Annotated in this window: 15 protein-coding genes; 12 read left to right on the forward strand and 3 right to left on the reverse strand. The window is 39.2% G+C overall.

What is annotated here, in order from left to right:
- Positions 1-332: 332 nt before the first annotated feature.
- Genes ACLTD4_RS05730 through ACLTD4_RS05740 form a run of 3 tightly spaced genes read right to left on the reverse strand, consistent with a single transcriptional unit; the run spans position 333 to position 1,926 of the window.
- Entirely contained in the window at positions 333-917 is a 585-nt protein-coding gene (locus tag ACLTD4_RS05730) for a hypothetical protein (RefSeq protein WP_081034910.1), read from the reverse strand.
- A gap of 11 nt (positions 918-928) precedes the next feature.
- Positions 929-1,450 (reverse strand): ImmA/IrrE family metallo-endopeptidase, encoded by a 522-nt coding sequence (locus tag ACLTD4_RS05735; protein WP_002593751.1) that lies wholly within the window; start codon positions 1,448-1,450, stop codon positions 929-931.
- Positions 1,451-1,488: 38 nt separating this feature from the next.
- Complete coding sequence (locus tag ACLTD4_RS05740) at positions 1,489-1,926, reverse strand: helix-turn-helix domain-containing protein (protein WP_055650654.1); 438 nt, start codon at positions 1,924-1,926, stop codon at positions 1,489-1,491.
- Positions 1,927-2,124: 198 nt separating this feature from the next.
- On the opposite strand from ACLTD4_RS05740, the gene dinB reads away from it, so the two are divergent.
- The 12 genes from dinB (at position 2,125) to ACLTD4_RS05800 (ending at position 12,242) form a co-directional block, all read left to right on the forward strand.
- Positions 2,125-3,363, forward strand: coding sequence for a DNA polymerase IV (dinB, locus tag ACLTD4_RS05745; protein WP_055650655.1), 1,239 nt, complete (start codon positions 2,125-2,127; stop codon positions 3,361-3,363).
- 14 nt (positions 3,364-3,377) lie between these two features.
- A complete protein-coding gene (locus tag ACLTD4_RS05750; RefSeq protein ID WP_055650656.1) occupies positions 3,378-3,920 on the forward strand; it encodes a hypothetical protein in 543 nt (180 codons plus the stop codon).
- 15 nt (positions 3,921-3,935) lie between these two features.
- Positions 3,936-4,139 (forward strand): hypothetical protein, encoded by a 204-nt coding sequence (locus tag ACLTD4_RS05755; RefSeq protein WP_002593747.1) that lies wholly within the window; start codon positions 3,936-3,938, stop codon positions 4,137-4,139.
- Between the two features lie 319 nt (positions 4,140-4,458).
- A complete protein-coding gene (locus tag ACLTD4_RS05760; protein WP_002593746.1) occupies positions 4,459-4,902 on the forward strand; it encodes an RNA polymerase sigma factor in 444 nt (147 codons plus the stop codon).
- A 635-nt stretch (positions 4,903-5,537) separates the two neighbouring features.
- Positions 5,538-5,792, forward strand: a complete 255-nt coding sequence (locus ACLTD4_RS05765; RefSeq protein ID WP_002593745.1) for a hypothetical protein — start codon at positions 5,538-5,540, stop codon at positions 5,790-5,792.
- A gap of 52 nt (positions 5,793-5,844) precedes the next feature.
- Complete coding sequence (locus tag ACLTD4_RS05770) at positions 5,845-6,198, forward strand: type II toxin-antitoxin system PemK/MazF family toxin (protein ID WP_081034911.1); 354 nt, start codon at positions 5,845-5,847, stop codon at positions 6,196-6,198.
- A gap of 31 nt (positions 6,199-6,229) precedes the next feature.
- Complete coding sequence (locus ACLTD4_RS05775; RefSeq protein WP_055650658.1) at positions 6,230-6,577, forward strand: recombinase family protein; 348 nt, start codon at positions 6,230-6,232, stop codon at positions 6,575-6,577.
- Between the two features lie 21 nt (positions 6,578-6,598).
- Positions 6,599-6,994, forward strand: coding sequence for a hypothetical protein (locus ACLTD4_RS05780; protein ID WP_002593743.1), 396 nt, complete (start codon positions 6,599-6,601; stop codon positions 6,992-6,994).
- A 240-nt stretch (positions 6,995-7,234) separates the two neighbouring features.
- A complete protein-coding gene (locus tag ACLTD4_RS05785) occupies positions 7,235-8,353 on the forward strand; it encodes a tyrosine-type recombinase/integrase (RefSeq protein ID WP_055650659.1) in 1,119 nt (372 codons plus the stop codon).
- A gap of 17 nt (positions 8,354-8,370) precedes the next feature.
- Entirely contained in the window at positions 8,371-10,347 is a 1,977-nt protein-coding gene (locus ACLTD4_RS05790; protein WP_055650660.1) for a tyrosine-type recombinase/integrase, read from the forward strand.
- Positions 10,328-11,830: a site-specific integrase gene (locus ACLTD4_RS05795; RefSeq protein ID WP_055650661.1), complete on the forward strand. Its 1,503-nt coding sequence runs from the start codon at positions 10,328-10,330 to the stop codon at positions 11,828-11,830. Before ACLTD4_RS05790 ends, ACLTD4_RS05795 begins: the two co-directional genes overlap by 20 nt.
- Complete coding sequence (locus ACLTD4_RS05800) at positions 11,820-12,242, forward strand: DUF6262 family protein (protein ID WP_081034912.1); 423 nt, start codon at positions 11,820-11,822, stop codon at positions 12,240-12,242. Before ACLTD4_RS05795 ends, ACLTD4_RS05800 begins: the two co-directional genes overlap by 11 nt.
- The last annotated feature ends 13 nt before the right edge of the window (positions 12,243-12,255 follow it).

Below are 12,255 nucleotides of genomic sequence, written 5' to 3' on the forward strand. Positions count from 1 at the left end.
GGAAGTGCCAGTATGAGGACGCCCTGATCCAGCCGCCCAGAGGGGTGCTGGACATTAATATGGGAGAGTGTGCGTCTGGAATGCGTTAATATAAAATGATGCCATATAAAAAAGATAGTTGACATTATATCGTAAAATGACAGCTACCTTTTTTATATAAGGGTTTTGGTTAAGGTTTTCGTTCTACAAACCACCGGCCTATATAAGCTCCCGTTAAATTTGTACTGCGTTCAAAAAAGAGATGGCTTTGCTTTCCGTTTACCAAAATTGTATAACAGTCGCCCTGACCTCCAGCTTTCCTTGCGACAGAGGGTTTCATATTCAAAATGCGGTCAATTGTATAAGGCGTTCCGTCTTCCCAGGTAAGTTCTTCTGGAAGCATTTTTCCGTCTGGAAGGAAGGCTGCTCTTACGTTTACATAAACCTTGCAGTCTGTCTGAACACCGCTCATATAGTTCTACCTCCTTAAAAAGTTTTTTAACTTCTTCCAGTTCTTCCTCAAGTGTAGATGCATCTGAATGGAAAATGAGATGTGCTTCATCCTTTGTCCATCCGCATAGCAGATAATCACCAGTATGTGTTAGCTCAGAGGTATAGTAAAAATATTGCTGCTTATCTAATTGACAGCAGAAATAGACACACCGGGTAAGAGGGGAGAGGACAGGAGATGGAGTAATAAGCTGATAGATGATAGTTGTCCCATTGTTGCAAAGTTCTTTTCTAAGGGAAAAATCGTTTTCCGTATATGGACAAATATAATCAGACTCTTCCTGATACATGGCATGGAACAAGTCAAGGTATAGATCGGAGCCATTTTTTTCAAGATCCTGACAAAATGATTTTGGGGAAAGATAGAAAAAATGGGGGTTCCATTTATGTTCTACATAGTATATATCGCGGATAGTATCTTCGTTCATCAGTAGTCCTCCTATTCAATTGTTTTCAGAAAATTCCCATGTGATACGATGGGAGACTCCAGTTTATAACCTTTACGTTTCATGACACGAAATTTAAAGTCCAGTAATTCTGCTGGTACATAAAGAGCTTTGGCCGCCTGAAAGAAAAACTGGTCTTCGTTTAATGCATTTAATACGCAGTCATCGGATAACAGCAGTTCGGCAGCAAAGAGATTTGCTTCATATTCCTGCCGATCTGTATCGTCAAATAGTGTAAATTCATGAAACGCAGCTGTTATGTTTGTATGAAGCACGGAGTGAGCAATTTCATGAGCCAGTATGACCCGTTGAATCACTTCCGGTAAATCGCTGTTGATTGTGATATGTTTGATTCTGCGGTGCTGAACATAAAATCCTTTGCAGCACCCTTTATATCTTCCCATCGGTTTTAATACCACGATAATTTTCATTGCCTGTGCCAGACGGAATGGATCCGATTCACCATATTTTTTCTGGATCCGTCTGACTTCTTCAGATATGGATTGAATAGTCAAAACAGCTCCCTCCTTTCGGACTATATTACGGGAGAAGATTATTGTGGATTTTTCTTTTTGCTAAAGGTTTTTCTGGCTGCTTTTTTACAGTCATAGTATGCTTCGGCAACTGCCTGAAAATAAGCATCTTTTGCTTCTTCGCTTAGAGTGCCTCCTGCAAAAAGAGCTGTGTTCTCAGCCAGCATTTTCTGTAGATCCAACGCCTCCCTGGTTCCGCTATTTTTTCTCATATCTTCTACATATTCCATGCGGTCTAAGCCGTAAGATGGATCCTCTATGTTATCGTTCTGCAGATACTCGGTTGATACCTCCAGTGCCTTTGCCAGTTTATAAAGCTGTGCCTGGTATGGTTTTCTTTCGCCTAATTCATAAGAAGTAATTGTCCGGATACCCATTCCGGCTTTTTCTGCTAATTGTTTCTGACTTAATCCAAGATTTCCGCGTTGTTCTTTAACTTTAGCACCAAAAGATTTCATGTCAGACCTCCATTCGTTTTAGTGTGCGTAAACTTGCTAACTGTGCTATTGACAAGTGTGCATGTAGTTGCTAATATTTGGATTAGCAAGAGTTGGCAAGTGTCAGTGACTATATGCACATTATAATGGTAAGTGTGCAAGCTGTCAAGAATAAGTGTGCTAATACTTGCTAGAAAAAATTGGAAGAGGGTACAGAATATGAATCGGACAATCCTTCATAGTGATATGAACTGTTTTTATGCTTCTGTAGAAATGATGCTGAACCCAGAGCTACAGGGAAAAGCAGTAGCAGTGTGCGGGTCCACAGAAAACCGTCATGGAATTGTTCTTGCAAAATCAGAGAAAGCGAAACAAGCAGGAATAAAAACAGGAATGGTTAACTGGGAGGCAAAACGACTTTGTCCGGATTTGATTTTGGTTCCACCCCAGTATGAACAGTATTTAAAATATTCCAATATGGCAAGAGAGATTTATCAGGAATATACAGACCTGGTAGAGCCTTACGGAATGGACGAGTGCTTTCTGGATGTGACAGCAAGTCAGGTTCTTTATGGTTCTGGAAAAGAAATTGCAGACCAGATTCGCTGCAGGATGAAGAATGAACTGGGATTGACTGTTAGTATAGGAATTTCATTCAATAAAATATTTGCAAAACTGGGAAGTGATATGAAGAAGCCGGATGCCATAACTAGCATTGAAGAATCAGAATGGAAACAAAAGGTTTGGCCGCTTCGGGTATCGGAATTATTATTCTGTGGCCGATCAACTACAAAGAAGCTGGAGCAAGTTGGAATTTATACGATAGGAGATTTGGCAGAAATGGATCATGATTATGTGAACCAGCTTCTTGGTAAAAATGGGCTGATGCTGTGGTCATATGCAAATGGTCTGGATGATAGTCCGGTAATGGAGAAGGACTTTGTGTCTCCGACGAAAAGTGTGGGGCATGGAATTACTTGTACAGCAGATCTTAAAACAGAAGAGGAGGTCTGGAAGGTTATTCTGGAATTATGCCAGGACATAGGACATCGATTAAGGATTCATGGATTGAAAGCACAGGGGGTTCAGATAGCGATTCGCAGTCAGGAACTATTTACAAGGCAGTATCAAGGTCAACTTTCCCTTCCGACGATAGTGCCTTTGGAAATTGCTAAACTGGCGAGGGAACTATTTCAGAGAAATTATGATTGGAAGGAACCTGTGCGTTCGGTAACTGTTCGTGCAATCAACTTGGTATCAGCAAAAGAACCGGAGCAAATCTGTTTGTTTTCGGATCCAATCCGGCTTGAGAAAGAAGAAAAATTATTTTTGGCGATTGAGGAAATTCGGCGGCGATTTGGAAAAAGGGCTATCTATCCAGCGGCCTTGATGAAGGATCTGAAGATGCCGGAATACCGAGATCATGGTTTGATTATGCCGGGAGTTATGAACCGGTAAGATAGGAGGGGCTTATGGGACGGAAAAACTCATTGGCAAAAAACAGTATTCAGATGCTGTGTGTGATGCAGCATCTGGATGAACAAAATTTATATGAAAGGTCAAAATTGTTATTATCTATTTATCGAAATGTATGCTGGACGGCCTGTGACCGTGCTGCAATGCTTCGTGAAGAAGCAGAATATTGTTATGGCAGAGAACTGGAGGCGGGGCTTCTATATCTGAATGATTTTGCTCCTACTGTAGAGAGGGAAAAGTTTGAAGAAACAGTAAAAAGCCTGTTCCAGACCAAGTGGCTTGTGGAACTGGTAGACTCGGCCATGGTTAAAATGCGTGATTTTCCATATTCACCACAGCTTTATTTTGACATTGTGTTTAAGTGTTATTTAAGCCGGTTCCGATATACAGAGACTGAATTACTGGAAACGCTTCGGATGGAAAGAAGCACATATTATGATAGAAAAAAGGAAGCAATTAAAATATTCGGTCTATCCCTTTGGGGGAGTGCTCTTCCTCAAATCAAACAGGCTTTGGAAGAACCGTTACTTTATGAATAGAGGAGAGGTGGTTTTATGAGCAACAAAAAGAAAATGGAAGTTTTGTATTTTGTTGAGCAATACATAAAAAGGTATGGATATCCGCCTACTGTGCGGGATATCGGAAAAGGTTTAGGGTATCGTTCCCCATCAACTGTGCATGGTTATCTTCGGCAATTGAAGGAAGAACATCTGATTGAAAGTGACGGAAGCAAACCGAGAACGCTTCATATCAATTAAATAGTCCGACTAAAGTCCGACAATAGTCCTACTGAAAGTCCGACTTCTCTCATGTTATAGTCAGTACACTGGATGGTCAGTGTGCTGAGCGAGAAGATCTCATACAGAAATGTATGGGGTCTTTTTTTATAGTGTTTTGTGCGCTGCATCCAATTTCAAGTTTGTTAAAAGCCAGCGGGATCCTCCCGTTGGCTTCTTTTTTTCTAAGGAGCAGCGTATGGAGAAAAGCTCTTGCTTGAGGATTGCCAGAAACCTATGTCGTAGTCCGCCACTTGTCCTTCGTTTTCACCACCCAACGAAAACTAAGGAGGACAGGAACATGGCAAAACCGTATAAGATACCGGATTTTAGAAAAATGTATCCGGAAGCCAGCGAGGAAGTAATCGCTGTATTGAGAACAAGTGAAAGAAAAATGCAGTATCAGGAATATGACTTAAAAAGAGCAAGAAATATCGTAGATCCTAAAACAGGAGAGAAAATGACCATTCCTAGCAGAGAGGATTCCTATGAACGCCTGCAGGAAATGGCTGTGCAATTTCCAGAAGAAAACAGAAGTGTTGAGGATCAGATTCTGAAAAAAATAGAGTGTGAACAGTTACATAAATTCCTTTTAGAACTCTCGAAAGAAGAACAGTGGTTGATTCAGGAACTCTATTTTGAGGAACGGACGGAACGGGAGGTAGCTTCGGTACTTGGATTGTCACAGAAGGCGATAAACAAACGGAGACAGAAGATTTTAGAGAAACTGAGAAAATTATTTTAATTATTTTTCTGTTTTTGGTTCTCAAACTTCTCTGCCAGCGTGGAAAGAAGTGAAGGGGACTGATTTCTCTTTCTGTTCTTTGGCAAAAACTGTGTGAAACAGTCATATCCGGCAATACAGATACCTTAGTTGTTCAGCCCAAAAGGAAAAGCACAAAGGAAAATCCGCCACGACCACCTGCAGATAGTCAGAGTGTCTGTCAATAAGATGACATCAAAGGTGCAGAGCGAAAAAAATTTGTCCTTAAAGCAGTTTTGGCAGACTGCCTGCAATGACCTGAACAGCCTATAATGATACTTCCGTCCAGTCACAGCCCCGCAAAACGGGAACACGCAATGAGGGCGGCTCGGAGAGACCCTCGGAGGGGAACAATCCCATGACAGCCTTAAGCCATGGCTGGTCAGTGTTGCCGCCCAAAGATATCGGTTGTAACAGGAATATCAGTATTTCCGATATCTGGTTCCGGGAAGTTGTGTCGAATAGGAACTTTTGAAAATGAAGAACAAGTGATTTTTAACAAAAACTATGGCGACAGCTTTATATTTATCCAGCGGAAAAGGAAAGATAGATCAGCTGGATAAGGCTGCCGCTATCCTTGTGTTCTAAATCACAAAATGATAAGGAGGAAGATGTATATGCGTGTCAAAGAATTTATGGAATTATATTCTGACAGCAATTTTCATTTTATGACATCGAAAGGATATTTATTTCTGAATTCTGACCAGGTAAAATCCATACTTTTGGAAGGGCAGAAAGAAGCAGCCAAGAAGGAGCTGGGAAAGGGAATCCGAGCTGATGAACTTTTGGCAGGCGAGGTCATCAGCGTAAGCTGGAAAAAGGGCATTTGCCATATGACAGCAGAATTACATAGAGATAGAGACTTTTCATAAAGAGTAGGAACATTCGTAGTCCAGAGTAGATGGAAGGAGGGGAAGTGTTACGATAAAAAAAGGAGATATATATTATGCAGACCTGATGCCGGTAATAGGCTCTGAACAGGGGGGAATCCGGCCGGTTTTGATTATTCAGAATGATGTTGGTAATTGTTACAGTCCAACCGTCATTGTGGCAGCAATTACAAGTCGGCCTAATAAGCACTGGATACCTACACATATCGAATTGGGAAATCATGTAAGAGGACTCCATAATGATTCTGTTATTTTATTGGAGCAGGTAAGGACGATTGACCGGATAAGATTAAGAGGGTATGTAGGAAGTCTGAGTGAAGCCATGATGCGTAAAGTAGATGAGGCAATTCTCGTGAGTTTTGGTGTAACAGTACAGAGAAGAACATAAAGGGTGTTTGGAAAAGGAGCAGGAGGCAGGAATGGGTCAGGGAAAACGTGCGTGGATCTATTGTGCGATTGATGCACCGGAAGATAGAAATGGTGCATTAAAAAGTCAGTTTAAACAGCTGATTGATTATGGAGAGCAGATGGGATTTGAACTGGTTGGAAGTTCCAGTGATGTGGGGACAACTCCGCTTTGGAATCGAAATGGATTTCGTCATTTTATAGAAGCGGTTCAGAAAGAACAGATAGATGTTCTTTTGATTGTAAACCGTGGCAGGCTGTCCAGATCATCCATGCAGCTCGCAAGATTTCAGATCCTTCAGGAAAACTATGATGTCGATGCATATTCGCCATTGGAAGGGAAAATTGAGTTTGGCAGTTGAAAAAATAGGAGAGAAGATTTTATGAGAGCAGAAGAAAAGAATATGGTAGAACGGATCATGGACACAGAAACGATGGGATATGCCTATGAGTATCCATATGGTGGGGGAGCCAGAAAAGAATATATGTTGGCACTGACCCCGGAGAACTTGGCAAATTTTATCGGTGCGAGAGGATATGATGCTAAAAAAATAGTGATTACCGATGTGTTGGATCGCCTGATTGTGAATACCTGTATGGGGATGCTGGATGTTTGTCCGGACCAGAAATTATGTGGGAGAATTATTGAGTATTTGGCGCCGATCCAGCTGGGAGAGAAGGAGGCTGGAGAGATTTTGGCGGTGGAACGCAATGTGGCAGATGAATATTTTGCTATGGAAGATGAAGCGGTTACGATGGCAGAATGTCAGATGTTATAGAGATTGTTGAGGAGGTAGAACGATCATGATTGGGATATTGATTGTTGCGGCAGTTGGAATTATTGGATTTTTGTTAACTGCAGGTATTGCATTTGGAATAGCAGGGAGTTATCAAATCGATTGACGTTGTTTATTGATAATGCTTCGTTTGAAAAGGAAAGATTGTTACATTGTGTGATAGCTATGAGAAGAGTAACACGGTATACTGTGTATAGCGTTAGAGGAAAGGAGTAAAGTAATATGGCAAGGTATATTGTGGATTCCCAGATAGATAATCACGAAAAATATTATTTCATTCGTGAACAGGAGAGCCAAGATATAGTGTTACTGCCCTCCAAGTATCTAATGCATAAAAAAAGATCAAAATTGTCACCTAACACTATCAGAAGAAGTGCAGGAGCCATTTCATACTATCTGAATTATATAGATGAGACTGGCATTCAGTTAGATGATGTATGGGAGATGCCATATGATAAGCAGCAGGAACACTTTACAGACTATTTGATATGGTTACAGGCAGGATTGCATAGTGGAGATAGTTATAAAAAGAAACCATATAATGAGACCTGTAATGCGTATTTAAAAGAGGTGTTCCGATTTTATAGATTTTCTGGACAGCAGGATGAATCTACAAAGCAATTGAAAGTCCTCTCTGATATGAGAATTATTGTACATAATTCAGTGGGAGTAAAAAGAACATTATATCGGAATACATTTCATGGATATCTACAGGAAAAAGGACATATAGGGAAGACCATAGAGCAGGATAAGATCGTGATTTTATTAAAGGCATGTGCCAATTGTCGCGATCAAATCCTGCTTTTATTATTAGCAGAAACGGGATTTCGCATCGGGGAACTTTTGGGAGTCCGGTATGCGACAGACATTGATTATGAGAGACACTTGCTGTATGTCAATTTTAGAGAAGATAATGAAAATGGAGCCAGGGCTAAGAATGCAGAATACAGAAAGGCAAAAATCAGCGATGCCACCTTTGAAATTCTGCAGTTTTATATAGAGGAATATAAAGACCTTATTTTCCAGCAGGAATACTTGATTATTAACATTTCGGGAGATTATGCAGGAAAACCGATGCAGAACTCAGGCGTCTATGCATTGATGGAACGGCTGCAGAAGAAGACTGGGATTAAAGTAACACCACATATGCTGCGGCATTATTTTGCAAATGCTCGCCGGAAGGCTGGATGGAAGTTGGAACTTATCAGTCAAGCGCTTGGGCATCGAAATATAGAAACAACGATGAGATATTTAAATATATCGGATCAGGAGTTGATGGATGTCAGTGATGAATTTTATAGAAAACATCAGTCCATTTATGAAATTGACAAATTACTTTAGGGAAGGAGGAGAAGTATGTGACTGCATTAAGATTATTGAATACGGAATCACAGGATAAAGCGGATTATCTTCACAACCAGTTAATAACAGATATAAATGTACCGAGTACATACTGGGAGTGTGCAGAGTCCTACTTAAAAGGTGTAGGGATATATGATGTTTTCCTTATAGAAGAACAGGATTTCCGTAATTATAAAATCTTTTTGCGTGAAACAGGGAACTTTACAAAGAAACAGGTATTTGAGCGAACTGGGTTCCTGCGAAATTTGAAGAAGACTCTCATCCAAGAAGAGTATAAAGAGTTGTTGGATGAAATTGAGCAGTGCAATACAGTGCAAGAACGCTTGAAAGGAAATGTCAGGAATTTCTTGATACGGCAGGGAATTCATCATGTAAAGGAAATTGATTATAGAATCAGAGAACTGTATGAAAGTGAGTTGCGCAGGACAAAAACTTCCTCTAAAGGTCTTGAATATTTGAAGACATTGGATCGGATCAAACAGTTTGATATCCGAAAAGAAATGGAAACCCTTTCTGGAAGAAATAAAGAGCGGCTCAAGTATGAAGGGCAAGTGATTTTTCTTCCCTACATACCGGATCAGGACATAGCATCAGATTTTGATTATATCCAAGATAAAAGCGAACTGGTATGGGATTTTAGCCAAAAAGCGCCAGAAACTTTAAAAAAACAAATTTTTCAGATTTTGTGCTATGCCTTGAGAAATATAAAAGACAGCAAGGATCGCAGAGTGCGCTATCTACTTCCTTTAAGGTGGATGTATGAGTTTTGCGTAGAGGAAGGAATTGATGATATCGAGCGGCTTGAACTGGAGCAAATAAAGAAATTGGAAACAATTGTAGCCAGGAAAGTTGCAAATGTGAAGAATAGTATGCAGATTGTGGATAACAGCCGCAAAATACTTTTTATGAGTGGAAAAGAAATTCACTGGTATGCAAATGTCTGGTATATGGAAAGATTCAATTTTGCACCAGAGCGTGTAAATCCAAGCAATCCTGTGCAGCGACTCAGTTTTTACGAAGTGACGAATGAGAGAAACAGAGAATTGCTGCAAGAGTATATGAAATATCAAGTAGGTATCGGTGATTTAGCACTTGGAAATATACGAAATCAATTGTGTTATATTAAAAAATTTCTAGTTTACTTTAACACATTGGAATCCATATGTGAAATTACGGAAGAACAAATAGCAGAGTATTTCAAACTTCTGCAGGAAGAGGAAATTAAAGCAGAAACAGTAAACAGACAGATATTTGATATTCACAGATTTTTTGTGTACTTAAATGCTAAAGGACATATCAAGAGAATAATTTTTGATCCGAATTATTACATCCAGAAAGTTTTTCCATATCACCATGATCGAAGTGTTCAGGAAGATGAGTATATGGAAATATTAAAAAGGCTGAAGTTTTTTCCAGAGGTACAAAGACTTATTTTTCTAAATTTATGGGCAACAGGATTACGGATCAGTGAAGTGTGTACATTAAAAGGAGGTGCATATTATTGGGATGGGGAAGATGCATGGATTAAGGTTTATCAAATCAAAATGAAAGCGGAAAAAATGATACCAATTTCATTGGTGCTTTATCAAATTATGAAAATTTATATAAAAAAGCATCATATTAAACCTACCGATTTCCTGTTTAAATCAAAGGATGGCGGGGCATATAGGACTGGTACATTTGTTAAGGGCTTCAAAGCAAATTGTAAGAAGTATGGAATACATATTTCGGGCGAAACATTCAAGACGCATGATTACAGGCATACATTGGCAAGTAGTTTCTATGATGAAGGAGTGTCCATTCAGACGATTCGGGATTATTTAGGGCATAACAATGAAAATATGACAAAGCAGTATATAGACTACATGCCTAAACGGATCGAACAGGCGAATAAGGAATATTTCAATCAGGCAGAAAATCTTCTTGCAACTGGAATTATTCCAAAGAAACGGGGTGAAAAAACTGGAAAATAAGATACATATCTATGAATTAGACTGCTATAAGAATGCGACTGAAGAACAAAAAAAGAGAATGAGGGTTCGGAAAGACCGTTACTTCGACCTGGAGGGACTTCCGTCAGAAGAAGTAAGAAAGCTCCTAGAAGATTTTGTCTGGGAAAGGGGAAAGAAACTTGCTCCAAGTAGTTTGGCATCTGAAATATTATATTTTAATAATATCCGGAATTTTCTTATAGAAAAGAATATTAAAATCCTGAGATATGAAGACGAGAATAAGATTATTTTGCAGCTAAAGAGTTGGATGATGGAAAAGGGATATGCCCTTACAAGTAAGAAGTATCGAAGCGTTTATGAAATTGTAGCAACAGAAACACCTGGCATAATAAAGCATATGAAGAAAATTCTGAGGTATTCTCAGAAAGATGGGGGGTGCTTAGAACAGGAGAGAGATGTGTGGGAATTGGACAAGTTTGAATTTCCTCTCCGCAGCAACCCGATAAAGAATGTAAAGACTATAAATTTTAAAGGAATTAGTCAAATAACAATCCGAAAAGAAGTTAAAACAGTAATTTTTATGCATTTGAAATATATGGCAATAGGAAGTATTATGGCTGAGGTGGTAGCGACTAAAAGATTTTGTAGATATCTGGAATTAAGGTATCCTAAGATTATATCATTACTAGATTTGACACGGGATATTATGGAAAGCTATTTGATCTATCTTCAGACAGAGGCAAAGGAAAGGAAAAATTATCGCTCTGATTTATATGGTCTACGAAGGGTAGTTGAAGATGTGGGAAATCATTATGATAGGCAGGATATCAAAAACCTATTTATAAGTACAGATTTTCCCAGCACGCCAAGATATCTATTTAAGTTTTATTCGGACGAAACCATAAAGAAGCTGAATGAAAACATTTTTCAGATGGATGAACAAATAGCGAGGGCGTTAATCCTTCATCAGCTGCTGGGAACACGAATTTCGGATACGCTTACACTAAAAACAGACTGTTTGAGTATAAGAGAAAATCGATATTTTATACGAATCGAGCAGGTAAAATCAATTACATTTGAAAAAGCAATTAGTGATGAAATAGCACAGCTTATTATAAAGTCAATTGATTATACCGAGGAACATTATGGAAAGACAAAATATATTTTTGTAAAAAAAGATGATCCATCGAAACCATTTCAGTATAGCATGCTCCAAAATCGAGTCATGCAAATGATTAGGAAAAATGATATTCGGGATGAGAATGGAGAACTGCTGAATTTTGGAACACATACATTCCGACATTGTTATGGGAAAAAGCTGACAGAAATGCATATCGACGACTGGATGATCGCAAGGCTTTTGGGGCATAAAACATTACAAAGTGTACATCATTATCGAAAGATTGGGAACAAGATAATGGCGGATGAAACGAGGGCAGTCAGAGAGAAAATCGATATGATTTTAATGGATGTGGTAAAGGAGTGGGATGGGTATGAAATATGATAAGATGATAGCTGTTAACAAAGCTGAGAGTGAGCAGAAAATAAAAAAGGCGATTCGGGCAATCGATGATATGAGTGCCAGAGGGATGCCGATATCTGTAACAGAATTGGTTCGTTGGACAGGTTTATCAAGAGGATTTTTTTATAAGAATATGCAAGTCCGTCAGAGACTTGAGGAAGCTGTCAAACTGCCACGGCGGATAGATGTACAGCAGCCATCTGAAGAAACAAATGTTGTGGGTTATAATTTTCAGGAATTGAAGAAGGATTTTAACAGATGTCAGTCAGAGAATCAAAGGTTAAAGGTTGAAAATGAGCAGCTTCTCCAAAAGTGCAGTATACTTCAAAAAGAGGTGGACACATTGAAGAAACGGTTGGATCGAAAGGAGATTGCGTTGTTGAAAAAACTATAAAGGTTGTGATTAA

The sequence above is a fragment of the Hungatella sp. genome (genome assembly GCF_046966825.1).